Below are 25,761 nucleotides of genomic sequence, written 5' to 3'. Positions count from 1 at the left end.
CGTATGAGCAAGCGATGAGCTGGAGGCAATTATGAGTGTAAAACTGGCACGAATTGATTTTCGGTTAATTCACGGGCAGGTGATCACAAACTGGACGCGCATCTTGGGCATCAACGAGATTATCACTATTGACGAGGAGTTACGGCATGATGAGTTCATGCAGGATGTCTTTAAAATGGCCGCACCCAAGGGTGTCAGGATCAAAATTCTGAGCTGCGAAGAGGCTGCTCAGGCGCAACAGCAAGGAGAATTTGAGAGAAGTAGCGTAATGCTGCTGTTCAAGAACGTGGAATCCCTCCAGCGCGCGCTCAAAGCCGGCGTGAAACTCGATTCCGTCCAAGTCGGAGGCTTGGGAGGAGCTGCAGACAGGAAGGTCGTGCACCACGCGATCACGCTCGACCAAGCCGATCTTGACACACTGGTTTCGATTGCAAGTACCGGTATAGAAGTCTATTTCCAGACGACCGCAGATTACTCGAAGGCGACACTTGAAGAGATTTCAGCCAAGTTCTAGGACGTTCTCAAGGAGGGAAGGAAATGGGTTCCGTTATCAGCGCTGCGCTCGTTGGTATTACATATTGGATTTCTATGGGTCGTGCGTTCTACTACTTTTCGTTTGCGTTCCGAAAGCCGGTGGTAATTGGAGTTGTCATCGGTCTGATCTACGGAGATGTGCCGATTGGACTGGTCGTGGGGGCCACCATTCAACTTATGTATATGGGTGGCATAGAGGCAGGGGGCAACATTCCATCCGATCAGGGATTGGCAGCTTGCATCGCGATTCCGGTTGCGATCATCAATCATCTTGACGCTGGCACCGCAGTTGCGATCGCTGTTCCGTTTGGTGTACTCGGAGTACTTCTCAACAATATTCGCAGAACGATCAACTCATTATTCTCAACTCGTGTCGACGCATTGGTCGAGGATGAGAAATACGACTTGGTCTCCGTGTTCTCTTTCGCGTTGCCTTGGGCTATGAACTTCATTGTGTATTTCGTCCCCGTTTTCATCGCAACGCTTCTAGGCCCTTCTGCGGTACAGGCGGTAATAAATGTTATTCCAACTTGGATTATGAATGGACTCGCCAATGCAGGAAACATGCTTCCGGCTCTGGGCTTTGCACTCACCCTTGTCATCATGGGGAAAAAACAGTACCTGCCCTTTTTTGTCGTTGGCTTTTTTATGTTTGCAATCACAGGATTTTCAATGCTCACTGGTGCAATTTTCGCATTGTGTTTCGCGCTGATCGCCAATCTATTTGTTCAGCATGAGGAGGTCGCACAATAATGGTTACGGGTAGAGACCCAGAAGATAAAGAGCAGAACCAAACAACTGAAGGATTTAATCAGAAGGCGACTCAGGAGACGATCAAGCAGGTTCTAAATTCGGAAAGTGTGCCTGCTATCACCAAAATAGATCTATTGAAAGCGTGGTGGAAATGGTGTCTTGCCGTTGAGGTGCCCGTGAGTTTCGATCGTATGCAAGCCCTTGCTTTCGGCTACTCGATGAACAAAATAATTCGCAAGCTATATAAGAATGATCCAAAAGAACTCAAAGAAGCATTTCATCGGCATACCTCGATGTTTAATACAAATTGTGATTGGGGCAGTGTAATTCACGGTATTGTTATATCACTCGAGGAACAGCGGGCACATGGTGCTGAAGGCATTTCGCCTGAGATGATCCAATCCATCAAACTCGGACTCATGGGGCCATTGGCTGGCATCGGCGATGCAGTTGACCAAGGTATCGTCGGCACGATTCCTCTGGCAATTTTCGTTCCAATGGCGTTGCAGGGCAACATTATCGCAGCCTTCATCCCGAGCCTGATTTATCTGGCGTGGTCAACAGGATGGTCTTGGTTCTTGTTCCGGCAAGGATATACCCTCGGACGAGGTGCGGTTACCGAGATTCTGCATTCAGGGACTATCAAAAAGGTCATCGATGCTGCAAGCATCATGGCGATTTTCATGATCGGTTGCCTTTCCGCATCGTATGTCAAAGTGAGCACAGTCCTGCAATTCGATAGCGGTGGAGGAAAATTTACAACGGTGCAGAGCATTCTTGACGGCATTTTGCCATGTTTGCTTCCGTTCTGCGTGGTCATGGGGATGTATCTCTATATAACGAAGAGAGGTCCCAAATATCTGAATTTGATCGCGTACACAATGGTTATCGCGATTTGTCTGACGGGTCTCGGCATCATCTAATTAATGAGGAGCTTACACATGAATGTGCTCATCACACCGCGCGGATTCGCAAGATATGGTACGGATGAAATTGCTCGCATGGAATCTCTTGGGTTGAGTGTGCAGTGCAATACAACTGGAAATCCCTACAGTGCCGACAATTTTCTTGAGATGGCCAAAGATTCGGACGCGATCATCATAGGGGTCGACATCTGTGACCGTGCGGTTATGAAACAATGTCAGAAATTAAAAGTAATCTGCAAATTTGGAGTCGGTACCGATAACATCGATCTCGCATATGCCAAGCAACGAGGTATCTATGTTGGCCGCACTGTGGGCTCGAACTCGCTTTCGGTTGCAGAGCATGTCGCTGCCTTGATGTTTGCCGATGCGAAAAACCTCTATCCCACTATTCGGGACGTCAAGGCGGGTGGTTGGTGCAAGCCAACCGGTGCTGAACTTCATGGAAAGAGCTTAGGAATCATAGGCTTCGGAGCTATTGGAAAATCTCTCGCCAAAATTGCGACTGGGATTGGCATGCACGTCATAATCTATGACGCGTTTACGATCGATCCGAAAACAGCGCAGGAGAATGAATGCACCATCGCCAGCCTAGATGAGCTACTCGAGATGTCAGATTACGTATCTCTTCACGTTCCGCTCTTGGACAGTACAAGAGATATGATTTCAACACAGCAATTCGATCATATGAAACGTGACGCATGCTTATTGAATGCCTCACGAGGCGGGATTGTAGACGAGACAGCCCTCTATGAAGCTTTGAAACGTGGTGCCATTCGCTCGGCTTGCTTTGACGTCTACTCTTCAGAGCCTCCTCGTCCGGAAAGCCCCCTTTTGGCGCTCGACAACTTTCTACTTACCTCTCATATCGCCTCGCGAACACGCGAAGCGGAAAGACGCACGTGTCTGATCTCGACGAATTATATCTTGGAGCATCTCGGATTGCAGCAATGATCGATGGGAGAAATGCAAGACACCTTATCACGTCTGTCGGCCAGCTGCGCTCATCGATCATTTCAACTATCCTAATTTGGAGGTAAGAAGTGAAGATCATTATTGGTGCCCATGGAAGGTTGGGCCGGGAGCTCATCAACTCGGCGAAAATGATATTCGGCACGCTTGAAGATGTTTCCAACGTATCACTTTTACCCGGAATGTCATTCGAGGACTTCAAGCGCGATGCGGAATCGATTTTAAAATCAGTCGAAGACGATCAGATTCTTGTGCTGACCGATCTTTTCGGGGGTACTCCCTGCAATGTATTCTCAGCGCTGAGCAGGCAGTATGGGTGCAGCGTTGTATCAGGAGTTAATCTCCCCATGTTAATTGAATTGTATGCAAGTGTTTCATCCGGGCGAGACGATCGCACTGCTGGGGAACTTGCAGAATATGCACTTAGCGTATTGCGCGAGAGCGGGGTCCATACAAATCGAGTCCTCGCATCTTCGTAGAAACTGGTGCGGGGACCATCCAAAATGAATCGGAGGAGATCGATGTCAACCTTTCACGGTGTAATCGTTCCCATGGTAACGCCATTCAAACGAGACAGTGCGCAGTCCATCAATTTCTGCGCAGCTGATCAGCTCATAGAAAAGCTAATCGGATCAGGTGTTTCGGGGATTTTTATTTTTGGAAGCAATGGAGAATTTCATCTCTGTTCCCATGAAGAAAGAATCCGATTCACAAAGCATGTAGTTCAGAAAGTTGGTGGTCGCCTGCCAGTGTATGTAGGAACCGGAGCATGTTCGACGAACGAGGCATGCAATCTTTCACGGGAGGCTGAGGCGTTGGGAGCCGATGCGCTTTCCGTGGTCAATCCGTATTTCACACAGATCAGCGATTCTGAAATCGTGCGTTATTATGAGCGGGTGGCTGCAAGTGTCAAAATACCTATCATTTTGTATAACATTCCTAAATCAACCGGAATGAACCTGTCTGCTGAAGTTGTGTCGAAAATTGCGCCGATCGAAAATATCAAAGGCATCAAGGACAGCTCCGGAAATGTGGAGAACCTTGCAGGATATATAGAGGCTGCATATGGCAATGACATGGATGTGCTGGTTGGATCAGATGGGAAGATTTCCAAGGGTTATGCGATGGGCGCGACAGGGGCTATCGCTGGAACAGCAAATCTGATCACGGATGTCGTAGTTGGATTGTTTAGCGCACTTGAGTCCGGTAAGACTGAATCTGCAAAAATGCTTCAAGCTGAGATCGAGCCCTTGCGCGATATCTTGCATAAGGGATCCACACCGGCAGTGCTAAAGAGATCGCTTGAGCTAGCCGGTATTCCAGTTGGTCCAGCGCGTGAACCCGTTTCCGATCTCTCCGGATTTCTTGACGCATCCATCATGTCAATGCTTGATCACTATGGAATCGAACACATTTGAATATGAGGCAATTTCGATTGGAGTCTTTGCTATGGCTATGGAAAAAGCTGTTATTTCAAAGAGCATATATGAGTGCTGTGCATTTGCAGTGGTTCGAACACCTTCGGTGGATCGCGCTTGCGAAATTGCCGAAGGCTGTCTTCGAGGTGGTGTGAATGTTCTTGAAATAAGCTACACTCTGCCGAATGCCGGTGAGGTGATCGCAGGCGTAAAAGAGCGGTTTGGGAGGCAGATAGTCGTGGGTGCCGGCACCGTCATGGATGCTCCAACGGCACGACTCGCCACCATCGCGGGTGCAGAATTCGTCGTTGCAAATTGTCTCTCCAACGAAGTCGCCACTCTGTGCAATCGCTACCAGATTCCCTATGCACCGGGATGCACAACGGTGACCGAAGCCATGCATGCCCTTGAGATAGGCGCGGCGTTTATCAAGTGCTTCCCGATCTCGAACTTCTATGGGCCCAAGCTCGCCTCGATCTTCAAGACCCCCACGCCGTGGATGCCGCTCATGGCTTCAGGGGGCATCAATCTCGAAAACCTCGCTGAGTGGGTCCGCGCTGGAATCGACTGCTGCGGCATCGGTGGCCTGCTCACGGAAGGCAGCGCAGCTGAGATCGCAGCGAACGCGGCCGAGGTTCGCAGGATCATCGATGAGGTACGCGCCGGATAGGGTATGTGATCGATCGCATCAGGATCAGTGAGCGAGCATACAGCTCGTCGGTGGTTACAACCTCGCGGATAAGAGCGCCGGTTGACATCGGTCGCGCCTATCCGCGAGGCCGTTCTGTTCAGTGCGCATTGCTGCATCATTGCCCCCCGCCTGGCGAGACCGCGTTTACCTCGACCAGGGTGTTTTTTTATCGCTGTGGAGGGGGTCGTCTTGCTGATGGCGTGAAACAAAAGGCATCGATTATTAATCTTTGCATCAGCTTGCCTTAATCTGTGGGGCCCATCATGATGGGGACATCGGATCGATTACCGCGGAAGGCAGAGATGCAAGAGACACAGAACAATAAGATGCAGGTTGCGAATCAAGACAACGCGTGCTCTGACGTGGATTCAGGGCATCGCGGTTCCGCTGGATCGATTTCAGAAGAGGAGCGCCTGAGGAGGACCGGTCTTGTTCGCGAGAACGCCGGCGTATCCTTTGAGGATGCCCGTGCTGCGCTGGAGCTCACTTCCTATGACATGATCGATGCCGTGATCCTGCTTGAGCGACAGGGCAAGACCTCCTCTTCGACGGTGCATATCAGCACGGGAGGGGCCGGGGATGCCGCCGCGTCGAGCAGCGAGACGGCGCGGCAGATGTCCCAGGCCCAGATCGATTATGAGAGGGATACGAGGCAAGGCAGATTCGAGGAGCGCCTCGGCGGGGCCATGCGATGGGTGCGACATGTGCTGCAAAGAAGCATCGATATCACCCTGGTGGCAAAGCACCGTGGACGCCAGGTGTTCTCGATGCCGCTGCTTCTTGTTCTCTTGCTGGCTGCGTCAATGTTTTGGACGGGAGTGGCGTTTCAGTTCATAGTGGTCCTGCTGATCGCGAGCCTGTTCTTTGATTTTCGGTATCATTTCGAGTGTCTGGAGGATGCGCCCGCCCGCCCTGGCGATGTTTCCGACGATGATGCTGATGAGGATGATGACATGAACCGCAAGGACGTTTGAAGATGACCAAGATTCTGGTCGTGGAGGATGAGGAGAAGATCGCGCGCTTTGTCGAGCTTGAACTCTCGCACGAGGGGTATGACGTCGATAAGGCAGCTGACGGACGCATCGGTGCCGATCTCGCCGTGATAAACGACTATGATCTGATTCTGCTCGATGTCATGCTTCCCGAGCTGAGCGGTCTGGAGGTGCTGCGTCGCGTGCGCAGGATCAAGTCAACTCCCGTGATCCTGCTCACCGCTCGCGATGCCATCATCGATAAGGTCGCTGGATTGGACGCCGGTGCTGATGACTACATCACGAAGCCCTTTGCTATCGAGGAGCTGCTCGCACGTATTCGCGTGGCGCTCAAGCACCTTTCGGATGCAGGCGAGCTCCCAACTCAAGAGGCCGACGCCGGTGTCGCCGGCGAAACCGGAGATGGGATGCCGAGCCACGAGGCCTCTCGAGGCGTGACCCGGGATGCAGGCGGGCGTCCACGCGCTCTTAGAGCTGGGGCGGTTCTTCTCGATCCTGATTCACATGAGGTGCTCGTCGGGGTCGAGCCGGTCGATCTGACGAATCGGGAGTTCGAGGTTCTGCACGCGCTCATGTCGAACCGTAACAGGGTGATGTGTCGCGATCAGCTCGTACGCGAGGTGTGCGGTTACGACTATGTCGGTGAGACGAACGTCATCGATGTCTACGTGCGTCATATTCGCATGAAGATCGATGAGCCCTTCGGTATCGAGCTCATCACCACCGTGCGCGGGGTCGGCTATGTCATACGCAAATCATAGGAGCCGATCCGCCGAAGAAGGCCCGCAGCGCATTCACGTGTTCCGTCGAGGCGACGCGCCTGTATGCACGGCGACCGAAAGGTCATCCACTTCATCGATCGCGCGCAGCATCGCACGGTCTATTCTCGTGCGTCGGCTGATCTGGTTCTGCGTGCTCGATCTGCTGCTCTTGTCGGCGCTGGTATGCGCGTTCGTGTTCCAGAGCATCCAGCAGCTGCCGGCCTCCGCTCGCGCCGGCCAGCTGCTGGCACCCGGCAGCTCTTGGGTGCTCGCCTCCCCCCGCATGAACCTTGCGGCGCTCACTCTCAGCGTCACAGAGGCGGGAGGCACCGTTCACGAGTTCCACTTCTCAGACCATGCCGCCTTTACCGTCTCCGTTGTCAGCGTCGTGGTGGCAGCCGAGGTCATCGCGCTGCTCTCGGGTTTCTCAGAAGCGCGACGCATACGTCGCAAGCTGCGTCCGCTCAACGAATTGGCCCTCACCGCCGAGGCGATCGGTACCAGAGCCGATGAGCCCGGAGCTGGCGACCGCCTCCTGCAGGGTGCGAAGATCACATCAAAGCAGAAATTCGAGAGTCTGAAGCATGCGATATCCGAGGCGACGGTTGAGGCGCCGCGCATCTCCACCGGGGACAAGGATCTTCGCAGCATCGAGGTTGCATTGAACGGGCTGCTTCATCGCATGCAGGAGGCAAAGGCGCAGCAGGCGCGTTTCGTTTCAGATGCTTCGCATGAGCTGAGGACCCCACTCGCTGTCATCAAGGGTTATGTGGGCATGCTGGACCGTTGGGGCAAGGACGATCCGGAGGTGCTCGAGGAATCCATCAGCGCGCTCAAAGCGGAGTCCGAGCATATGGGTGAGCTTGTCGAGCAGCTGCTCTTTCTCGCGCGCGGCGATTCAGGTCGCAACACACTCGAGCGCACGGTGTTCGACCTCGGCGATCTGGTTGCCGATGTGGCCGAGGAATCGCATATGATCGATGAAAACCATCGCTACGAGATGCGTGCGGACCGGTCCGAATGCGGCAGAGAGGATCATGCCGAGGGCACGGGACATCCCCAAAAGAAGGGGTGGGCCGCTCGGACAGGAGGTGCGACCCAGCATATGAGAGCTGCTGCGGCACCTCTCATGGTGTATGCCGACCGTGCTCTGATAAAGCAGTCTCTGCGCATCATGGTTCAAAACGCTGCACGGTACTCTCCGAGCGGGTCCTCTATCACGCTGTCGGTTCAAGTGGATTCTGCTTCCGGACGCATCGGCTATGCGGTGACCGATGAGGGGCAGGGCATGACACCATCGGATGCTCGGCATATCTTCGAACGATTCTATCGAGCTGATGATGCGCGCGCCACCCACCGTGGGGGCACCGGACTCGGTTTGTCGATCGCCAAATGGATCGTCGACGCTCACGGGGGCGAGATCGAGGTTGCCTCCCGGGAGGGACTCGGCACGCGCTTCACCGTATGGCTTTCCAAAAGCAATCCGTCGGCTTGATGAGCGCTTCGGCAAAGAGGCGAGTATCGCTCAAATCCGAAGCTCCGTCTTTAAAAAGACATGTCATACAACGGGCGAATGTTGCCTATAACGCTCATTTCTTGTATACATCAACTGCAGGAGTCGCACCGGCAAGCGGCTGATATCATGGTCAGCGTCATGTACCAAAATGCTCTCAGCACATGGAGAAAGCTATGGGTATCGCTAAGTACCGGCGGATCGAAGAGGATCTCAGAAAGCAGATCCTCAACGGTGAGTTCGAATACGGCGATCGCTTCTACAGCGAATCAGATCTTATCAGACGCTACAACGTGAGCACCATCACAGTCATTCACGCGCTGAAGAATCTTGTGAATGCCGGTTTCCTCGTTCGAGAGCAGGGACGCGGCACATTCGTGTCGCGCGCGCGCAAGCAGCAGACGGTGGAGTTCTCCGATATCGAGATCTTCAACGATCGGGGTGTGCGCGAGCAGGTTGAGATAGTCTCGTTCGAGTGCTGCAACGATTCGAAAATCTGCGATATCTTGAAGCTCGAGCAAGATGAGACCTATCACCGCATCATTCGCGTTCGTCGCATCGACCGCATCGCCTACATGGTGCAGGTCTCGCATATTCCAAGCCGCTACATCAAAAGTGATATCAGTCCGGACTATTACCATTCAATCTATCAACGTTTTCGCGACGATTTCGATATTCATCTTTTCGATGAGGCTTCCGTGGAAACCGATGAGGTCCTCTTTCCCGCACCACCCAAAATCGCTGCGGCACTTGAGTACGCTGAGGATGCGCCCTGCGTCTTGCAGCACAAGACGACGATATTGAGTGATGGTCAGATCGCGGAGTACACATTGGGGTACAAGCGCTGGGATTTCTTCAAGATCGAGCTGAAGAGGTCGACATCAAGTACATCGAGCCGATAACTGCGCCGGATATCGTGTACAGCGCGTCTTATCTTTAGCTGCTCGCGGCTCGCAGTCACACATCGTCACACGTTCATCCCATGCTGCTCGACCGTTCGCATCCCCGATCAAATCGGCCCTTTCACCGTTGCTTGCTCTTGTCGGCAATGTCGAGCTTCTCCTGCTCTCTGCGCATGGCGGCCGCGCGCTCGGCGCAGCCGCTCTGCTCAAAGAAGACTAGAGCCCGGCTGATCACCGCGCGGCGCTGCGCTCGTGTGAAGTGAGCCGTTAGCAAACGGTCGATCATGTAATCAACGTCGCTCATTTCGGCCTTCGCCATGCAGACGTTCATGCGCATGAAAAAGAGATTGAATCGCGGGAACAGGATGCGCATGGGCACGCCGTCGAGCAGATGGATGCACTCATCGTATCGCTCGCTCATGAACGAGACCTCGAAGCTGCGGTACAGATAGCGTTTGGCCATCTCAGATCCGATGAAATACACTACGAGAAGGATGACGCAGCCGATCGTGAGCGTGTTCATGTGATTGCCTCCTTCAGAATGATCGCGGCGCTACGTGGGATCTGTTTTTTCATAATAGAGCGGATGGAAAAGCCCCGACGGGTGCATGCCAGCCGGGGCTCGGAACTGAAACGAGGTTCCAGATGCGACGAGTCGCTTGGATCATCCCTTTGCGATGATACCGAAGCCACCCAGGATCACGGCCAGGATCAAGACGATGAAGATCGCCTTGGTCGAGGTCACCCCCTTCTTGCCGAGCATCCAGTACACGAAGCCCACCAGCACCACCGGCACGAGCTTGGGCATGATCATGTCGCAGATGTTCTGCAGGTTCAGGGGAACCTCGCCGATCATGGGCTTTACGGCCAGCACGATGTTCACGTTGGAGGCGACCAGGGCGCCGACCATGAACACGCCGAGCACGGTCGCCGCGCCGGTGAGCGCGTTGAGCTTGTCGCTCATCGTGGTCACGAGCTTGACCCCCTGCTCGTAGGCGAAGCGGGTCTGGCGGCAGCGGAACCAGTCGACGAAGATGTTGACGACCACCCAGATGAGGATGCCGATCGGATTGCCGTTGATCGCCATGTTGGCGGCAAGCGCACCGAAGATCGTCGGCAGGAGCGATCCGAAGATCGAGTCGCCGATCGAGGCGAACGGTCCCATGAGACCGGTCTTGATGCCGGCTGCGGTCCGCAGGCCCTCCAGGCCCTCCTTCTCCTCGACGGCGAGATCGATGCCGGTGACGATGGTGTTCAGGAAGTTCGAGGTGTTGAAGAACTGCGCGTGGGTGCGCATGGCCTCCTTGAGCTCGGGCGTGCCGTCCCCGTAGATCTTGCGCAGCTGCGGCAGGATGGTCCACAGGTAGCCCGATCCCTGCATGCGCTCGTAGTTCCAGCCCACCTGGAACAGCGGCAGGCTCCTGCGGTTGATCTGCCGCAGATCCTCTTGCGTGAGCCGGTAGCCCGTCGTCTTGTGCGAATCGGGCTCGGGGTCGTCCCGCCCGATGCGGATGTCATCAGAGCTCATCGTCTTCGACCTCCTCGTTCGAGTCGGCGGTTGCGGCAACGGCGAGCCGAGCGGCCTGGTTGCCCTTGTAGTACAGGATCGACAGCGCCAGGCCGATGATCGCGATCGTCAGCATCGACAGGTTGTTGAACGAGCCGGCGAAGTCCTTGTTGACCGCGGACACGCCCGCACCCAGCGTCACGATGCTCGTGAACACGGTGCCGAGCAGGGCGGCGATGACGAAGCCGAGCAGCAGGTAGGCGATGTGCCTCTTGACCGGGAGGTAGCGAAGCAGGATCGCGAAGCCCACGGCGGGCAGCGCGCCGCCGGCCACGGTCAAGCCCTGCGCGAGCCAGCTGAGATCACCCTGGAGCAGGCCGACGATCTTCTCGACGATGCCCTGACCGAAGGTCAGTGCAAGAAACACCGGCAGAGCGCGCGACAGCGCCCAAGAGAGGGCTCCGAGCAGAAAGTCGCGATGAATGCCCGCGTAGTCGAACTCCTCGATGCGCCCGTCTATGCGATGCACCCAGAACGTGTTGGCGAACCTGCCCAAGATGTCGGTGTAGACCAGAAGGGCTGCGACTGGAACGCCGATCGCCGTCAGCGCCTGCTCCGGGTTCCATTTGAGTGCCACGGCGAATGCCGTGGCCAGAACAGTGCCGGAGTTCGCATCGATGCGCGATGCGCCTCCGAACGTGCCGACGCCCAAAACCATCAGTTGCATGCTGCCGCCGATGAAGAGCCCGGTGGTCACATCTCCCATGACGAGTCCGGAAATCAGGCCGGCGAAGACCGCCTGTCCGGCTGAGGTGTACGGACCGAGTTCGTCCAGAATCTGATATGCCGCGTAAAGCGTCAGTAACAGAATCTGCCACCATTGAATCATAGCTTTCCCCTTTCTTTCAACGAATAGAGCTGCCTGCACAACGTTGTCCATCACATGCCGAGCGCAGCCTCCCCATGCGATCGGGCACTGAAAAACCGAATCTCACGGTCACGCCTTCTCAAGCAGCGGCATGAAGTCCTCCGCTGCGTTGGAGGGGACCATCTGTGCGGTGAGGGTCACACCGCGGGAGGCGATCGCCTTGAAGTCTTCGATCTCGGAAGGCGTGACGGCGATCGAGCGGGTCACGTTCTTGATGGTGCCCTCCGATGCCATGTTGCCGACGTTGACATGTTCGATGGGCACCCCTGCATCGATGAGCCGCAGCACCGTCTTCGAACCCTTTGCGATGATGAACAGGCGCTGCTCATCGTATTTCCCGGCTAGGATGTTGGCGGCGGCCTTCTCGACGGGCAGCACCGAGAGCCTCACCGAAGTGGGACAGGCCATCTTGAGCACCTGCTTCTGCAGGCTGTCCTGCGCGACGTCGTCATCGACGACCATGAAGCGACCGACGTTGAGCGAATTCGCCCACAGGTTGGCCACCTGTCCGTGCAGCAGGCGGAAATCTATGCGCACTCCGATAATCATCTATCTCTCCTCTCCGGCCCGTTCGTCGATCACAGGCCTTGAGCTCAGTTTGAGCTCGTCCGAATAGATCCCCTCGGTCTCGAAGACGATGATGTCATTCGATCCCACTCGCAGCAGGCCATGGGGAACATACAGGCTCCGCGTGGGGCCCTTCTCCCAGAATCGACCTACATTGAAGCCGTTTACAAACACACAGCCCTTGCCGAAACCGGTGAGGTCCAGATGCGTGTCGAGAGCCGTGTCCCGGACAACCGCAGCGAAGCGATGAAACGCCGGTGCCCCTGGGGTCCACCCCCGGGAAAAATCCACCTTGTCGGCGGATGCGAGCGGCAGCCGGAACACTTCGAAGCCTGTCACGAAGTGCAGATCGACGCAGATACCCGTTCGGATGCCCTTGTGCTGGGTTGACGCGAGCAGCTTGTGGCCGTAGTTGACACGACCCATGTTCTCGACGAGGATGTCGAGCTGATTGATACCCGGCTTCGGTGCGGCCAAGATGTCCTCGCCGATGTCTTCCTGGTACTGGGTCGCCACAAGCCGGCCGTTGAGGAAGAGCTGGGCGCGGTCGCGTGCGTCGACGATGCGGAAGCGCTCCTCACCGGCTGTGTCCGCCTCGATGCGCGTGCGGTACAGGATGTAGCCGTATGCCTGCCCGAGGTCCTCCATGGCCGCGGGATGGCGCATCTCCAAGGGCTCGGAGAGCGTGTCGAGTGTTTCGAACAGGCCGGCGAGGCCGCAGCGCTCAAGCGTCATCGGAGCCAGCGTGCCCTTGATCCGCGGCGAGGCGGTCCGCGCGTCGGGGAAGTCCTCACGCACCATGCGTTGCAGGGCGTAGAACTTCTCGGTCGGGTTGCCCGCCTCATCGAGCGGGGCGTCATAATCGTAGCTCGTGATCTGGTGCAGGTCATGGTCATGTCGTGCCGAGCACCCGTTCATAAAACCGAAATTCGTGCCGCCATGGAACATATAGAGATTGATGCTTCCCTCGCGCAGGGCTTCGCGAACGCTTCGGGCAAGCTCTTCCGGATCGCGTCGCACGACCGACTCGCCCCATCGATTGAACCAGCCAGCCCAGAATTCCATGCACATGAGCGGCCAGGTCTTGCCGTGCTCTTTGTGGAATCCCTTGAGCGCGGCAAAGTTCTCCGTCGCATGAGATCCGAAGTTTCCGGTGGCGAGGACGTTGTCTTCGATAAGCGATCCGGCGCGCTGACAGGCACGCCATGGTCCGTCTGAGGTGCACAGCTTCACATCGATGCCTCGCTCGACCATGAGATCGCGAACGGAGCGCATGTAGTCGCTGTCCTCGCAATATGAGCCGTACTCGTTTTCAATCTGCATCATTATGATATTGGCCCCACGCGTGATCTGGTGCTTGGCCAGATGAGGCATGAGCATGTCATAGTAGAGGGCCAGACGCTCGAGAAATCTCGGGTCGTTTGAGCGGATGCGCATGCCGCGCTCGGCCAGCAGCCATGCTGGCAGGCCGCCGAACTCCCATTCGGCGCAAATGAAGGGGGAGGGCCGCACGATCGCCCAGAGGCCGAGATCTGATGCGAGCCCCAGGAAGCGCTCGAAGTCCGTCTCGGCGGTGATGCGGAATTCATCTTTGTGCGGCTCATGCATATTCCATGGTATATATGTTTCGACTGTGTTGAAGCCCATGGCTTTGAGATTGTAAAGTGAATGCTCCCAGTCGTCTGGGTGCAGGCGGAAATAATGGATCGCACCGCTTCTGATCTGAAAAGGACGCCCATCCATATAGAAATCAGAGCCGATCTCGAATGTATGCACGCCCGCCGTCCGATCTGTCGCAGAGAATAGCTCAAACCACCATACTTAATATATTAAGATATTAAGATGAGACTATGCCCAAGAACTGTATTCAAACATGCTTATCGGTAGAGACAGCTCTGCGAGCGGTCCTATGGCCTCACGTAATGAATCTCATATGAAACGATCACCCGCACAGCGCACGTTAAGGCACGCTTTTACGCCCACGCAAGAAAAAAACTATCTTAACCTGCGGGTTTTTAGAAACTACCATGTAGCCGCACGACATATCGATCCATAGGGAAGAGGAGTTCGTCATGGGCAGCTGGCTAGATCTTGACGGCAAGACAGTTATCGTAACCGGTGGTTCATCGGGTATCGGAGATGCGATTGTCAGAGAGCTCATTCATGATGGTGCCAATGTTGTCAACGGAGATATCAAAGAAGGGACCTTTTCAGCCCAGAAGCTTACATTTGTCAAAACAGATGTCACAAAAGCACATGAGGTCGAGCATCTTGTGGAGAAGGCAGTTGCGATCAATGGTGAGATCTGGGGCATTGTCAACAATGCTGGTATTAATCAGCCCCGTGTCCTAGTGGATCCAGATGACATGCACGGAAAATATGAACTTGATGATGGAACATTCACATCTCTTTTCAACGTCAATGTCAGAAGCGTGTTCTTGATCTCGCAGTCCGCGGTCCGCAGAATGATCAAGCAGAGACATGGCGTGATCGTCAACATGTCTTCTGAGGCAGGGCTCGAAGGTTCGATCGGACAGAGCATTTATGCTGCAACAAAGGGCGCGATAAATGCATTTACGCGTTCATGGGGTAAAGAGCTGGGGAAATATAATATTCGCGTTGTCGGAGTGGCACCAGGGATAATGGAGGCCACAGGGCTCAGAACAGCATCCTACGAAGAGGCTCTGGCGTATACACGCAACATCACGGTCGATCAACTACGGGCGGGATACACTTCGACATCGAGTACTCCTCTCGGACGGGATGGAAAGCTCGAAGAAGTCGCTTCCGTCGTAGCGTTCTTTCTTTCAAATCGAGCGAGCTATGTCACCGGAATAACTGCAAATGTAGCGGGTGGGAAGTCTCGAGGTTAATCAAAAGGGGGAGAGACTCTTGAACAGCCTTGACTACCGCCTTCTTCGCTATCTGCTCATCAACGGAACCACGAAGCTAAGCGTACTAGCTGAAAGCGAGAACGTATCCTGCCGAACCATGAGGAAATATATACTCAACCTATCACGAGCTCTTGGAACCGCCGCAGAAGTCAAAATCAATAGCAATGGCTACTACCTGCATATTTTGAATCGTAGACTCTTTTGTCTGATTCAGTCAGGTGCTTTGAAGCACAATATCGACAACAACGATCGTCAAAAGCGCCAAGCCGAGATCCTGTTCATGCTAATCCAAGAGGGGGGGTTTATTTCTATTGACGATCTTGCTGATCAGCTCATTGTCAGCCGTGGGACACTTCAAAAAGATCTGGATTCCTGTCAAGTTTGGTTACATGGGTATGACATTGCGATTCAAGGTGTGACAAGTCGAGGAATCAGACTTCGCATAGGATCTGCGGCTGATCTGGTCGTTTTCGTGTATTACAAGATGCTGGATTACATTCAAAACAGATTGCCGACAGATGAGGGCCTGATCAATCAGGTTGTCGATTTGCTCACGTCGTTGAACGTCAGCAAAACCATTACTCGAACCTTTGTCAACATAACAAGAATATTGGTTTTTCTGAAAAGGAACGGTTATGAAATCACTGAGGTGAATGTCGTATACACGAATCTGGTCGATGATTCCGACCACCTTTCCAAATTGATGGAGATCATCGAGGACCAGTGTCAGGTTGTTTTCAATCCGATGGAGCGATTGTTTTTGACCTTTCCGTTCAATTTGTATTCAAATCCCTTGCTTTCGAACGAGAAGACCTCCTCTGCGCTCGATCGAAACAAAGTGCTTTTCGATGAGGTGTCTCAATCGCTCAATGCGCTGATCAATACGCGGATCGATTATGACCAGTTTTACGACTCCATCAAATATCATTTGATATTTCTTATCAACAGAGCTGTCTTTCATGTCGCCCCTTCAGATTTTTTAAGAGATCAGATGCTCGAGAAGTTTCAACTTGCCGCAGATCTGGCCGCTTCATTCAGCAAAGCGCTTGAGGACCGATTGGATCTTGAAATCTCTGACGTGGAGATCAACTATCTCACTATTTACTTTGAGATGGCGCTTCAAAAGTCCAATAATGTTGGTTCTGACCAGCCGAGAGTTGGATTTCTGCTCGATATGGGCCTCAGTGCCCTGAACTACCTGCAGAATCAATTGAATATCATGTTTGAGTCGAACGTGGTGCTTTCCGCCTATCAAAACGAGGCCGAGATCATTCAAGACCAAAACGATCTGATCATGGTGTTTTCGGATCGCATATTGGACTGCGGACTGAAGATTCCCGTTGTCATGGTTGGCGACATCTTCCGCGACCGTATCTTGGAGACGAAAGTCAAAGCTTCGGCTCTTCAGCATGAAATTGATGCGGGTAGGGTTATCTGGAGGTCTCAGCCCTTTGACAACAGGAGACGGTTGGGCTACGAAGAAGTTCTCCGCCGGGTCCTTAGACCGGACGGCAAGGCTGGTACGGTCGACACTGAGTTTTGCCAGCGGTTGATCGACAATGAAGCCTCATCAAAACTCATACTGGCCAATGGCGTGGCCATTCCTCATGCCATCGGTAAGATCAGAGGAAACAATCTTTTTCTCAGCTTGGTTATTTTAACGGAACCGATTCTGGTACGAAGATCTGAGGTCAGATACATCTTCATTATCGGAATCCCGTCTGTGCTGGAGAAGAAGACCCTCGAGGATCTCTCGATGTTGTACGATCTGCTGTTTTTGATCGCTGTCAATGAAGAAGCGGTCGCCAACTTGAAACGAACTGCGACCGCGCTAAAACCGCTGACTATTGTAACGGAGGGCCTGTAGATGCCATTTTTGCAAATCGGTCTCATGATAGCCGCAGCATTTCTGGTCCAAGCGTTGATGGGATTCTTTCAAATCAAGAACTTTGCAAAGCATTATCGCGAAGTTCGACGGAGGGGACGCGTGCTGATCGGAAAAAACCCACGCAGATTTCGCTCGGGCAGTCTGATGCTCATAGGCCTCGATTCAGCTGGCCGTGTGCAGGAGATTCGCGTCATGAAGGGGGTGAGCGTATTTAGCAGGTTCAGGGAGCTTTCTTTAGGTGTGGGTAGGCCAATAGAAGAGATTGGAGCCGATCATGATGCATTGCAGCGGTTAAGTAGAACGGAACGTGAGTGCCTTCTCAATGCGTATCGAAATTTCATTAACTTTAAAACTCATAATCTGAGTGTCGAAGATTTTGACACCAGCAGTGTCAGCATCTTTTCACTCCCTGTGTTCAATTCATTGCTTGCAACCGGCAGATCGAAAGTGAGAAAACTCATGCGTGAGTGCGATCGAGATGCTATCTAGGAGATGAAACCATGAGCTATATATCTGATCTAGCCGCCGGATTCATGGGCTTGTTCCAAACAGGTGCTCAAACATTCATTGGCTGGATGACGAGTATCGTTCCGGTAGTTCTACTATTGCTGGTACTTATGAATACGATCATCGCGTTCATAGGAGAGGAGCGCATTGAGCGCTTCGCTCAAAGGGCGAGCAGAAACGTTTTCATGCGATATCTGATTCTGCCTTTCCTTGCTGCGTTCATGTTGGGCAACCCAATGTGCTTCACGCTTGCGCGTTTTCTACCCGAGTACTACAAGCCAAGTTACTATGCGGCTCAGGCGCAGTTCTGTCACACGAGCAACGGTGTCTTTCCGCATATCAACCCCGGGGAGCTCTTCGTCTGGCTTGGGATTGCCCAAGGCGTCCAGCAGCTGGGATTGAATGAAATGGACCTGGCGATCCGTTATATGCTCGTGGGAATCGTGCTGAACTTTATCGGAGGCTGGGTAACCGATTTCACGACGTCAATTGTTTGCAGACAGACCGGCGTCATGCTGAGCAAGACAGTTGATATCTCAGCGCGGATCGGTCAAGCGGAGTAATACTCGACTACCTTGGAGGCGACATATTCATGACTGGAAAAAAATGGCATAGTATCAGGGTCGTAAAAGGATCCGGTGGATACGGTGGGCCGCTTACGATCACACCGACGGAGAAAAAGCACAAGTTCATCTATGTGACAGGCGGAAATAAACCTCCTATCGTGGAAAAGATCGCGCAGCTCACAGGCATGGAGGCCGTCGATGGATTCAAGACGTCGATTCCTGAAGACGAGATCGCGGTTGCGATCATAGATTGCGGAGGGACACTGAGATGCGGTATCTATCCCAAGAAACATGTGCTGACGATCAATATCTTACCAAGTGGGAAATCGGGCCCACTCGCCGAGTTCATCACACCAAGCACTTATGTTTCCAATGTTGGCGTCGACCAGATCACCGCGCTTCCCGATGATGCGATTCCTGGTCAGGATCTGAATGGAAAAATCGACGAGCAGCAGATGCACCAGACAAAGCCCGAAGCCAGCAGAGAACATGAACAAAAGTACGATACCAGCAAGACGATCACAGGGCAGATGAAACGACCGAACTTCATCGCCCGGATCGGCATCGGTGCTGGCAGAGTCATATCAACCTTCAACCAAGCTGCCAAGGACTCCGTCCAAACGATGCTCACGACGGTGATTCCGTTCATGGCATTCGTTGCTTTGCTCATAGGTATCATTCAGGGGTCCGGTTTGGGCAACTGGTTCGCCTCGCTGATGACCCCGTTGGCGGGCAATATCTTCGGTCTCATCTGCATCGGCCTCATCTGTTCGCTACCGTTTCTTTCGCCGATCTTGGGACCCGGAGCGGTGATCGCTCAGGTTATCGGTACGCTGATCGGCGTCCAGATCGGCCGTGGCAACATACAGCCGCAGTTTGCGCTGCCGGCTCTTTTTGCGATCAATACGCAGAACGCATGCGATTTCATCCCGGTCGGCCTCGGTCTCGAAGAGGCTGACTCGAAAACAGTCGAAGTCGGTGTCGTCTCCGTGCTCTACTCGCGTTTTTTGAATGGCGTTCCACGGGTCATCATTGCATGGATAGCGAGCTTTGGCCTGTATGCACAGTAGAAATCGGTAGAAAGGTGCACAAGATGTCATCAGCTGAAGGCGTGAAGTATGAAACAGTGATCTTGGAAGCGGGGTGCAATGCAACCGACTTCAGGAATGTGAACATCGCTGTACTTTTTGGGGATACCGCGCCGAGCGAACTGCGTCCGTTTTGCTTCATAATCCGGGTCAGCCCGGTCTTCGATCAGATCCGTGCGGGCGATTCTCTCGAATTCAACGATCAGAGGTATGTGATCACGGCAATCGGTAGCGAGGTAAACAGAAATCTTGCTACTCTCGGCCATATCTCGGTTGTCTTTGATGGATCGCCTTCTGCGAAATTGGAAGGATCTGTATATGTCGAGAGGAAGGAGTACCCGAGTCTCAGACCTGGAGACGTGATTCGCATATGGGGGCCGGCTGTCTGAAGATCAACGATGTGCGTGGGATCGGTTGGATGACATCGACTCCCCGGGGGATGCTCCGGTTGTACCGATCTCGACAGGTCGGCGGCAGTCTTTTCACCGGCCTGTCGAGATCCATCGTATCGATCAGCTCGGTTTCGCCGCGACCACCATGGGCTTGCGATCGTGTCCGCCGCGCATCATGCAATCGTAGATGACCTCGGCGATCTGTTTGGCGAGCAACGGGGGTACAGCATTGCCGACCTGCTGATACTGAGAGGTGCGATTGCCTTCGAAATAGTAGTCATCGGGAAATGTCTGGAGCCGCGCGGCCTCGCGCACCGTGAGGCTGCGGCACTGCACGGGATCAGGATGTATATAGTAGTGCCCGTCCTTGGAGATATGCGATGTCACGGTCATGGAGCGCCTGTCAAAGATCTGGACTCGGAACCGATCGGAGAAGATGACGTCTTTGTTCACCTTCGCGTCAAGGGCGTTCTTGTGATTGGGGAGCAGCGATGCAGGGAAATCCTGCAGCTTGGGCGAATATCCGTATCGCTGGCCGAAGACGGCGCAGAATAGATAGCGATCCAGGTCGCTTGCAAGATGGTTTCTGGCCTCATGGTTCGGAAGAACCGATATGCCGTCCAGTCTCGCGCGATACCAGCTGATCAGCGGCGTTCGCTGTACTCGCACGATGCTGCGCTTCGCCTGCGTTTCAGGGAATCGCGCGTCAGACAGCGCGGAGAGCTCGGCGCGCAGCGCGCGGCCCTCGGCGGTGCCTGCCAGGCGCTTCGCAGCGTGCGCGATATATCGCTGCCAGGATTCTCTCATGTTTCCACTTCGTTTTGAGAAGCCGCTTCTCACGGGTGGTATGCCGGTGAGAGCATCGCGAACCGTCTTCTCTGCAAAACGCGGGGTGAGAATCGAGGGGGTGAGCGAAGAATGCGAACGCAACCCGAGCAGGACCACGCGGTGCCGAGCCTGCGGGATGCCATAGCGCTCCGCATCGACGATATAATCTCTCGGTTCCACAGCGCGGAGCTTTGACAAAGAACGAATGCGATAGCCGGCGCTCTCCATATCACGAAGGATCATGTGGAAGACACCTTTGCGGGCGAGCTTCGCCGACAGAATCCCACTTACGTTCTCCATCACGAAGATATCGGGGTTGAGCCGCTCGATGAACCTCAGGTAGCATCTGTACAGCGTCTGCTTCTCGTCTTTTTGGAGGCCTTGCCGATCGTGTGTCCGACGAGATCGACCAACCAGCGAATACGCTTGGCAGGGGGGACCACCGATGAGGATGAACGAATCGGATCCGTATGCGTCAAGACGGCGCTTGGCTTCCTCCACAAGGGCATCATCGCCCTCCTTGAGCGTTTCGCACAGCGCTTCGCGGTTTGCCTGCTGCCACTGCTCGGGAAACTCGTTTCTGAGGGCCTCGAGATTCTCGGCGCTCGGATTTTGCAGATAGTTGATATAGCTTGCAGGCATCGCGCCGCACGCACGGTACGCAGCGCGGAAGAAGGCGCGCATTCGGAGCGTCCGATGCGCGAGGGGATCTTTCTCCACAGACATGATGATCTTGAACGCAGGAGAGCCGCTCTCATTGCATGCTGAGGAAAACCCCTCTCCCAAACCCCCCGCGCCGGCGAACAGATCGATGATTGGAATCGGCTTCTCCATGGGTTCCTTTCGAGTCAAACGAACCACAAGGTACCAGGGTTGTTCAGCGGAATCTAGGATATCGCGGTCAGGCGCATAAAATAAGTACATTGATATGCGATGCGTCCGCTTGGGGTCCGCTCATTCCTTGCATCTTGAGAGAGCGCGCGCACATTGGCGATAAAGCGCGAATAGATATGTATTATAATGGTGAAAGTGTGAAACACCGATGGTTGTAGTCATCAAGCGAAAGAGGTACCACATGGAGTGTCCACATTGCGGCAATCCGCTCAAGGACGGTGCACGATTCTGCGGTTCGTGTGGCAAGCCGGTTGATGGCGCCGCAGCTCCGGGGCCTCATCATCCGTCTGTGAACCCCGCTGCGCCGGCTGGTCCGGCGGCTGCTGAGGGGGCGCAGCGGCCCGCTCCTGTTCCTGCGGGCGGCCCCGCCGGCGGCCCCGGGGGTCCTTTTTATCCGCCAGCGGGGCCCTCCGCTGCGGCCGCGGGATCTCAACAGCCCTACGGGATTCAACCCAGCGGTGGCTTCGGGTTCTCTCAGCCGGGCTGTCTGGGCGCAGCGTGGCATGACATCACCTCCTCGCCCGGATGGTTCAAGCGCATACTGTTACTCATGGCGTTCAACTGCGTGCCATTCCTCAATTGGTACGCCAACGGCTATTGCATCCAGTGGGGATCGGACCGGGCTGTCGGAATGCAAGGTCCGATGCCGATCGGCACCTTCAGCAAACGGGCTTTTCTGAGCGGGCTGTGTCTCACCGTTTTATCTATCATGGGCTTTTTCGCCTTGTTTGCAGTTATGCCTCTGACATGGATCCCATTCATCGGTTTGCCGATCATCATCGTGTTCGGATGCTTCGTCGACATGTTCAAAGGGCTGGCCGTCATGCGCATGGCCATGTTCGACCGCTTTGGCGAGGCGTTTGAGCTTTCCGATATCGTGCAGAAGAGCAGAAGGCGCATGGGCAGCTTGTTCGCGTCCGCATGCGTGCCCGGCATCATCGTCGGAGCCGTACTCTGGATCATCGTTTTCATCTTGCTTGTTAGCAGCATGGCTCGAGTACGCTACTCATCAGATACGATGTCTTGGGCCTACAATCATATGGCGGATATCCAGAGTTTCGCCAGCGACCCGGTTGGATACATAATGCGGCTTTTGATCGCCTTCAGTATCTGGATCACCGTCCTGTCGCTGCTCTTCAAGTTTTTCACTGGATTTGCACAGGCTTGGTCGTTTCGCGCACTCGGTCATTGGATCGAGCGCTACGCACCCGAGTGGAAGGCGCAGGCCCGGCAGGGCAGGCCGGATGAGCCCACAGCGCAGCGGTGAGCAGGGACCTGGCATCCAGGATGAGGCGGGCTCTTCTGTGCGCAGTCCTGATATGCGGGCTGTGCGGTGCCTGCACAGCCTGTGCGCTGCCGCCTCGCACGTCGCATGGCGGGAGCGGTTCTGCGGGTTCGGCCACCGCGTCCGGTAAAAGCAACGGAAGCGATGCAGGCAGCGCATCGAGCCGCTCGAACGGATCGGGCGGCGACGGTGAGGAGCACGGAGAAACGGATCGCGCCCGTTTGGTCGCTGAGGCGCGGGGCAGGCTCTCGCTGAGGGAGGATATGAGGACAAGCTTCGCACACGGTCCCAAGCCCGCCGAGTTCCAACGCTATATCGTGCTTCATGACACGGAGGGCACCGGGGATGCCGACTCGGTAATCAACTGGTGGGACGCCAGCGGCCATGGAGTCGCCGCGCACTTCGTCGTCAATCGAGATGGAAGCGTGGTGCAGTGCGTAGCGCTGGACAATATCGCCCACCACGCCGGATATGGCGACACCGGGCATAATGATTTCTACGGCACGTGCGATGAGAGCCGCGATGACAAGGTGGGCGCGGATCAGATCGGCGGATGGGCGCGAGACTACGGTATGAACTCGTACTCCGTGGGCATCGAGCTCGTTCATGTCGGGGGTTCGGGACCCTATCCGGAAGCCCAGCTCGATGCTCTGGACAACCTCATCGCCTATATCGATGCGTATTACGGCTCCGAGAGCACGATCATCGATCACAAGGCATGGCGGACGGGGAACTCGGATACCTCGCCTGAATTCGCCTCCTTCTTGGCGAATTATCAGTCTCACCGTAGACATGCGGTTCAGTAGCAAGGGAGGCATCGCGTGATGCAGGATAAGATTGAAAGCGATCAGGGAGATAGGTACTGCACTGAATGCGGCAGTCCGATCAAGCCGGGGATGCGCTTCTGCACGAACTGCGGCGCCCCTGTGCAGGATTCGGGTGCCACATCGAGCGAATCTGTCACCGAGTCCGCTTCGATTGGCCGGGAGCGCGTCGATAACGACATGGCTGATGGGGCGGTCGATGCCGAGACCGCACCTGGCCGCACCGAATCCGACATCCCCGCCGCGGGGCCTGCGGTGCCTGCGGCGGAGCATTCCGTATCATCCGGCGAGTTGTTTGAGAGATCAGACGCCACCGCAGCGTCACGCCCCGCCGTCGCACCGATAGATTTCAACACCGGCTCCCCGGCGGAGCAGAGGAGATCAAAGAAGAAGACGATTCTTATCGTGGTGGCGGCGCTTGTGATAGTCGTGGTGGCTGCCACCGCGGTCTACCTGGCGATCAGTTCCCGAACAGGACGAGCGCCCGGCGCTGGGGCCGACATCGCCGCAGGTTCAGAAGACAGCGGCAGCCGGAATGCAAAGGAAGGCCAAGATGACGGCGCGGGTTCTGCCGCCGATGATGATCTTCGGGGCATCGATATCAGCGGAGTCAACCTGTCTCACACATATACCAGCACGCTCGCTGCGAAAAGCGGTGCCGGCGGCCCGACGTTCAAGTTCGCCTACCCTGATAAATGGAACATCGAAAAAACCAGCGTGAGCACCGACTCGGAACACGTAGCACTGAGCAATAGTTATTCCCCGACGATTTACTTCGATGACGAGAGCCCGCTCTCAAGAGATGATTCGAGCAGCTCACCCAAGGTTACCATCACCAGAATCGCCGACGCGAAGTTCTCCCCGGGGACGTCTCAAGGCAAGAGCTACAAGGATCTCGGCAAGTTCATCGTCGCAAAGGTAGAGATGGCTGCCGATCAGCCCGCTGATCCGCCGACCGTTTTTCTCGCGCTGGTGCCCGAAAAAGCGCTCAAGGATACCGATGCGCTCAGGACCGATCTGGCGAGACCGCAGTTCGAGTACGGCAATCTGATATCGTTTTATTGCTATTACGATGACGGTGTGTATTCGAAGGAGGAGCAGCAGCAGCTCGTAGCTATACTGGCGAGTCTCACAGTAAGCGACTCCCCACAGACCTCGTCGAGCGACTCCACCTCCGATGACGCGACGAGCAAAGCCTCTGATTATGTGCTGCCGGACAGCGACAAGCGGTATATGGGTGAATCCGAGCTGGACAAGCTTTCGACCGAGGACCTATTTTTCGCGCGCAACGAGATCTACGCTCGCCACGGCAGGGAGTTCAATTCTGATAAGTTGAACTCGTTTTTCAAGGGAAAGTCCTGGTATCATCCGACCGTTGCTCCTGACGCCTTCGACGCATCGGTGCTAAACGATTGCGAGCACAAGAACTTGGACGCGATCCACAAGATCGAAGTCGAACGGAGCTCACCCTATATCGACTGATGAGCGCTCTACATGGAGTAGCGATACGTGTAGTACTCCGAATGGGAGGGCGCTAACGGGGAGCCGGTTGCATAGATCCAGATGATAAGGACCAAGACGCAACATGAGATCACGGTTCCGGCTATCGCCAGTCCCTTTGGTGTCTTGAACAACCCCATCACGGAGAAGATGGTGCCGAGGAGCCACAGGACCTGCCCGAGCAAAGGGATCATGCCAAGAAAGATCGAGATCACAGAAAGCACGAACCCAGCTGTGCCGAATGAGTTCTTCTGAGGGGGCGGGATCTGCACGTTGATATTCGTAGCAGGCATTCCCGGGACTGCCGGAGGGACGGTGCAGTTCTGATAGCTGCCTTGCTGGTACTGCGGCGTCGCAGGGGCCGCCGGGGGGACGGTGCAGTTCTGATAGCTGCTTTGCTGGTACTGCGGCGTCGCAGGGGCCGCCGGGGGGACGGTGCGGTGCTGATAGATGCTCTGATCGTAACCGATTGGCGTTGGCTTGCCTGAGTTGAAGGGATCGGGATTGACGGCCTCTCTGACCATCGGTGCGCCGCACTCGATGCAGAACCTTCCCGTATCCGGGTTCTCCTTGCCGCAGTTTTTGCAAAACATGCTGGTATCCCTTCGCCGGTGTGCGCGAAATCGCGTCGAGC

At 54.9% G+C, this 25,761-nt stretch carries 27 protein-coding genes; 20 read left to right on the top strand and 7 right to left on the bottom strand.

Going from position 1 to position 25,761, the window contains the following annotated elements; genetic code table 11:
• The first annotated feature begins 31 nt into the window (after positions 1–31).
• The 11 genes from CORGL_RS07965 to CORGL_RS07920 all read left to right on the top strand — a co-directional run bounded on the left by CORGL_RS07965 (position 32) and on the right by CORGL_RS07920 (position 9,459).
• Complete coding sequence (locus tag CORGL_RS07965; protein WP_013709392.1) at positions 32–514, top strand: PTS sugar transporter subunit IIB; 483 nt, start codon at positions 32–34, stop codon at positions 512–514.
• A gap of 23 nt (positions 515–537) precedes the next feature.
• Positions 538–1,287: a PTS mannose/fructose/sorbose/N-acetylgalactosamine transporter subunit IIC gene (locus CORGL_RS07960; protein ID WP_013709391.1), complete on the top strand. Its 750-nt coding sequence runs from the start codon at positions 538–540 to the stop codon at positions 1,285–1,287.
• The gene (locus CORGL_RS07955) at positions 1,287–2,210 is read left to right on the top strand and encodes a PTS system mannose/fructose/sorbose family transporter subunit IID (RefSeq protein WP_013709390.1); all 924 of its coding nucleotides are present in this window, start codon (positions 1,287–1,289) and stop codon (positions 2,208–2,210) included. The genes CORGL_RS07960 and CORGL_RS07955 overlap by 1 nt, the downstream gene beginning before the upstream one ends.
• Positions 2,211–2,228: 18 nt before the next feature.
• Positions 2,229–3,164, top strand: a complete 936-nt coding sequence (locus CORGL_RS07950) for a phosphoglycerate dehydrogenase (protein WP_013709389.1) — start codon at positions 2,229–2,231, stop codon at positions 3,162–3,164.
• 89 nt (positions 3,165–3,253) lie between these two features.
• Entirely contained in the window at positions 3,254–3,661 is a 408-nt protein-coding gene (locus CORGL_RS09725; protein WP_013709388.1) for a PTS sugar transporter subunit IIA, read from the top strand.
• Positions 3,662–3,703: 42 nt separating this feature from the next.
• Complete coding sequence (locus CORGL_RS07945; RefSeq protein ID WP_013709387.1) at positions 3,704–4,600, top strand: dihydrodipicolinate synthase family protein; 897 nt, start codon at positions 3,704–3,706, stop codon at positions 4,598–4,600.
• Entirely contained in the window at positions 4,581–5,270 is a 690-nt protein-coding gene (locus tag CORGL_RS07940; RefSeq protein ID WP_342610094.1) for a beta/alpha barrel domain-containing protein, read from the top strand. Before CORGL_RS07945 ends, CORGL_RS07940 begins: the two co-directional genes overlap by 20 nt.
• A 347-nt stretch (positions 5,271–5,617) precedes the next feature.
• A complete protein-coding gene (locus CORGL_RS07935; RefSeq protein WP_172633555.1) occupies positions 5,618–6,265 on the top strand; it encodes a UBA domain-containing protein in 648 nt (215 codons plus the stop codon).
• A 2-nt stretch (positions 6,266–6,267) separates the two neighbouring features.
• Positions 6,268–7,044, top strand: a complete 777-nt coding sequence (locus CORGL_RS07930) for a response regulator transcription factor (protein ID WP_013709384.1) — start codon at positions 6,268–6,270, stop codon at positions 7,042–7,044.
• A 127-nt stretch (positions 7,045–7,171) separates the two neighbouring features.
• Complete coding sequence (locus tag CORGL_RS07925) at positions 7,172–8,539, top strand: sensor histidine kinase (RefSeq protein ID WP_245526900.1); 1,368 nt, start codon at positions 7,172–7,174, stop codon at positions 8,537–8,539.
• A 194-nt stretch (positions 8,540–8,733) separates the two neighbouring features.
• Positions 8,734–9,459: a GntR family transcriptional regulator gene (locus CORGL_RS07920; RefSeq protein ID WP_013709382.1), complete on the top strand. Its 726-nt coding sequence runs from the start codon at positions 8,734–8,736 to the stop codon at positions 9,457–9,459.
• 121 nt (positions 9,460–9,580) lie between these two features.
• On the opposite strand, the gene CORGL_RS07915 is transcribed toward CORGL_RS07920, so the two are convergent.
• From CORGL_RS07915 to CORGL_RS07895, 5 genes are all read right to left on the bottom strand, one after another.
• Positions 9,581–9,982, bottom strand: a complete 402-nt coding sequence (locus CORGL_RS07915) for a hypothetical protein (RefSeq protein ID WP_013709381.1) — start codon at positions 9,980–9,982, stop codon at positions 9,581–9,583.
• Positions 9,983–10,123: 141 nt separating this feature from the next.
• The gene (locus CORGL_RS07910) at positions 10,124–10,987 is read right to left on the bottom strand and encodes a PTS system mannose/fructose/sorbose family transporter subunit IID (protein ID WP_013709380.1); all 864 of its coding nucleotides are present in this window, start codon (positions 10,985–10,987) and stop codon (positions 10,124–10,126) included.
• Positions 10,977–11,855: a PTS mannose/fructose/sorbose/N-acetylgalactosamine transporter subunit IIC gene (locus CORGL_RS07905; RefSeq protein WP_013709379.1), complete on the bottom strand. Its 879-nt coding sequence runs from the start codon at positions 11,853–11,855 to the stop codon at positions 10,977–10,979. The genes CORGL_RS07910 and CORGL_RS07905 overlap by 11 nt, the downstream gene beginning before the upstream one ends.
• Positions 11,856–11,963: 108 nt before the next feature.
• Positions 11,964–12,443: a PTS sugar transporter subunit IIB gene (locus tag CORGL_RS07900; RefSeq protein WP_013709378.1), complete on the bottom strand. Its 480-nt coding sequence runs from the start codon at positions 12,441–12,443 to the stop codon at positions 11,964–11,966.
• Positions 12,444–14,237, bottom strand: coding sequence for a glycoside hydrolase family 35 protein (locus CORGL_RS07895; protein WP_013709377.1), 1,794 nt, complete (start codon positions 14,235–14,237; stop codon positions 12,444–12,446).
• 296 nt (positions 14,238–14,533) lie between these two features.
• Here CORGL_RS07895 and CORGL_RS07890 point away from each other — a divergent pair, with 296 nt between their 5' ends.
• The 6 genes from CORGL_RS07890 to CORGL_RS07865 are packed head-to-tail and all read left to right on the top strand — an operon-like array spanning position 14,534 to position 19,793.
• Positions 14,534–15,334, top strand: coding sequence for an SDR family oxidoreductase (locus tag CORGL_RS07890; RefSeq protein ID WP_013709376.1), 801 nt, complete (start codon positions 14,534–14,536; stop codon positions 15,332–15,334).
• Positions 15,335–15,353: 19 nt separating this feature from the next.
• On the top strand, positions 15,354–17,222 hold the full coding sequence (locus CORGL_RS07885; protein WP_013709375.1) for a PTS sugar transporter subunit IIA: 1,869 nt from the start codon (positions 15,354–15,356) through the stop codon (positions 17,220–17,222).
• A complete protein-coding gene (locus CORGL_RS07880; RefSeq protein WP_013709374.1) occupies positions 17,223–17,732 on the top strand; it encodes a transcriptional regulator GutM in 510 nt (169 codons plus the stop codon).
• Between the two features lie 11 nt (positions 17,733–17,743).
• A complete protein-coding gene (srlA, locus tag CORGL_RS07875) occupies positions 17,744–18,313 on the top strand; it encodes a PTS glucitol/sorbitol transporter subunit IIC (protein ID WP_013709373.1) in 570 nt (189 codons plus the stop codon).
• Positions 18,314–18,342: 29 nt separating this feature from the next.
• The gene (gene srlE / locus CORGL_RS07870) at positions 18,343–19,386 is read left to right on the top strand and encodes a PTS glucitol/sorbitol transporter subunit IIB (RefSeq protein WP_013709372.1); all 1,044 of its coding nucleotides are present in this window, start codon (positions 18,343–18,345) and stop codon (positions 19,384–19,386) included.
• A 23-nt stretch (positions 19,387–19,409) separates the two neighbouring features.
• The gene (locus CORGL_RS07865; protein ID WP_013709371.1) at positions 19,410–19,793 is read left to right on the top strand and encodes a PTS glucitol/sorbitol transporter subunit IIA; all 384 of its coding nucleotides are present in this window, start codon (positions 19,410–19,412) and stop codon (positions 19,791–19,793) included.
• Between the two features lie 123 nt (positions 19,794–19,916).
• On the opposite strand, the gene CORGL_RS07860 is transcribed toward CORGL_RS07865, so the two are convergent.
• Positions 19,917–21,458, bottom strand: a complete 1,542-nt coding sequence (locus CORGL_RS07860) for a DNA cytosine methyltransferase (RefSeq protein WP_013709370.1) — start codon at positions 21,456–21,458, stop codon at positions 19,917–19,919.
• 241 nt (positions 21,459–21,699) lie between these two features.
• Here CORGL_RS07860 and CORGL_RS09855 point away from each other — a divergent pair, with 241 nt between their 5' ends.
• From CORGL_RS09855 to CORGL_RS09475, 3 genes are all read left to right on the top strand, one after another.
• Positions 21,700–22,785: a zinc ribbon domain-containing protein gene (locus CORGL_RS09855; RefSeq protein ID WP_013709369.1), complete on the top strand. Its 1,086-nt coding sequence runs from the start codon at positions 21,700–21,702 to the stop codon at positions 22,783–22,785.
• Between the two features lie 281 nt (positions 22,786–23,066).
• Positions 23,067–23,609: an N-acetylmuramoyl-L-alanine amidase gene (locus CORGL_RS07850; RefSeq protein ID WP_013709368.1), complete on the top strand. Its 543-nt coding sequence runs from the start codon at positions 23,067–23,069 to the stop codon at positions 23,607–23,609.
• Between the two features lie 18 nt (positions 23,610–23,627).
• Entirely contained in the window at positions 23,628–25,109 is a 1,482-nt protein-coding gene (locus CORGL_RS09475; protein ID WP_013709367.1) for a YARHG domain-containing protein, read from the top strand.
• An 8-nt stretch (positions 25,110–25,117) separates the two neighbouring features.
• On the opposite strand, the gene CORGL_RS09850 is transcribed toward CORGL_RS09475, so the two are convergent.
• Entirely contained in the window at positions 25,118–25,720 is a 603-nt protein-coding gene (locus tag CORGL_RS09850; protein ID WP_013709366.1) for a zinc ribbon domain-containing protein, read from the bottom strand.
• Positions 25,721–25,761 lie beyond the last annotated feature (41 nt).

It is taken from the genome of Coriobacterium glomerans PW2 (assembly GCF_000195315.1).
Classification (GTDB): Bacteria; Actinomycetota; Coriobacteriia; order Coriobacteriales; family Coriobacteriaceae; genus Coriobacterium; species Coriobacterium glomerans.
This window is presented reverse-complemented; position numbering and strand designations above follow the sequence as displayed.

Bases quoted from the DNA above. Each gene is read 5' to 3' on its own strand.
- CORGL_RS07965 (WP_013709392.1), top strand. From the start codon at position 32: ATGAGTGTAAAACTGGCACGAATTGATTTTCGGTTAATTCACGGGCAG.
- CORGL_RS07960 (WP_013709391.1), top strand. From the start codon at position 538: ATGGGTTCCGTTATCAGCGCTGCGCTCGTTGGTATTACATATTGGATT.
- CORGL_RS07955 (WP_013709390.1), top strand. From the start codon at position 1,287: ATGGTTACGGGTAGAGACCCAGAAGATAAAGAGCAGAACCAAACAACT.
- CORGL_RS07950 (WP_013709389.1), top strand. From the start codon at position 2,229: ATGAATGTGCTCATCACACCGCGCGGATTCGCAAGATATGGTACGGAT.
- CORGL_RS07945 (WP_013709387.1), top strand. From the start codon at position 3,704: ATGTCAACCTTTCACGGTGTAATCGTTCCCATGGTAACGCCATTCAAA.
- CORGL_RS07940 (WP_342610094.1), top strand. From the start codon at position 4,581: ATGGAATCGAACACATTTGAATATGAGGCAATTTCGATTGGAGTCTTT.
- CORGL_RS07935 (WP_172633555.1), top strand. From the start codon at position 5,618: ATGCAGGTTGCGAATCAAGACAACGCGTGCTCTGACGTGGATTCAGGG.
- CORGL_RS07930 (WP_013709384.1), top strand. From the start codon at position 6,268: ATGACCAAGATTCTGGTCGTGGAGGATGAGGAGAAGATCGCGCGCTTT.
- CORGL_RS07920 (WP_013709382.1), top strand. From the start codon at position 8,734: ATGGGTATCGCTAAGTACCGGCGGATCGAAGAGGATCTCAGAAAGCAG.
- CORGL_RS07915 (WP_013709381.1), bottom strand. From the start codon at position 9,982: ATGAACACGCTCACGATCGGCTGCGTCATCCTTCTCGTAGTGTATTTC.
- CORGL_RS07910 (WP_013709380.1), bottom strand. From the start codon at position 10,987: ATGAGCTCTGATGACATCCGCATCGGGCGGGACGACCCCGAGCCCGAT.
- CORGL_RS07905 (WP_013709379.1), bottom strand. From the start codon at position 11,855: ATGATTCAATGGTGGCAGATTCTGTTACTGACGCTTTACGCGGCATAT.
- CORGL_RS07900 (WP_013709378.1), bottom strand. From the start codon at position 12,443: ATGATTATCGGAGTGCGCATAGATTTCCGCCTGCTGCACGGACAGGTG.
- CORGL_RS07890 (WP_013709376.1), top strand. From the start codon at position 14,534: ATGGGCAGCTGGCTAGATCTTGACGGCAAGACAGTTATCGTAACCGGT.
- CORGL_RS07880 (WP_013709374.1), top strand. From the start codon at position 17,223: ATGCCATTTTTGCAAATCGGTCTCATGATAGCCGCAGCATTTCTGGTC.
- srlA (WP_013709373.1), top strand. From the start codon at position 17,744: ATGAGCTATATATCTGATCTAGCCGCCGGATTCATGGGCTTGTTCCAA.
- srlE (WP_013709372.1), top strand. From the start codon at position 18,343: ATGACTGGAAAAAAATGGCATAGTATCAGGGTCGTAAAAGGATCCGGT.
- CORGL_RS07865 (WP_013709371.1), top strand. From the start codon at position 19,410: ATGTCATCAGCTGAAGGCGTGAAGTATGAAACAGTGATCTTGGAAGCG.
- CORGL_RS07860 (WP_013709370.1), bottom strand. From the start codon at position 21,458: ATGGAGAAGCCGATTCCAATCATCGATCTGTTCGCCGGCGCGGGGGGT.
- CORGL_RS09855 (WP_013709369.1), top strand. From the start codon at position 21,700: ATGGAGTGTCCACATTGCGGCAATCCGCTCAAGGACGGTGCACGATTC.
- CORGL_RS07850 (WP_013709368.1), top strand. From the start codon at position 23,067: ATGAGGACAAGCTTCGCACACGGTCCCAAGCCCGCCGAGTTCCAACGC.
- CORGL_RS09475 (WP_013709367.1), top strand. From the start codon at position 23,628: ATGCAGGATAAGATTGAAAGCGATCAGGGAGATAGGTACTGCACTGAA.
- CORGL_RS09850 (WP_013709366.1), bottom strand. From the start codon at position 25,720: ATGTTTTGCAAAAACTGCGGCAAGGAGAACCCGGATACGGGAAGGTTC.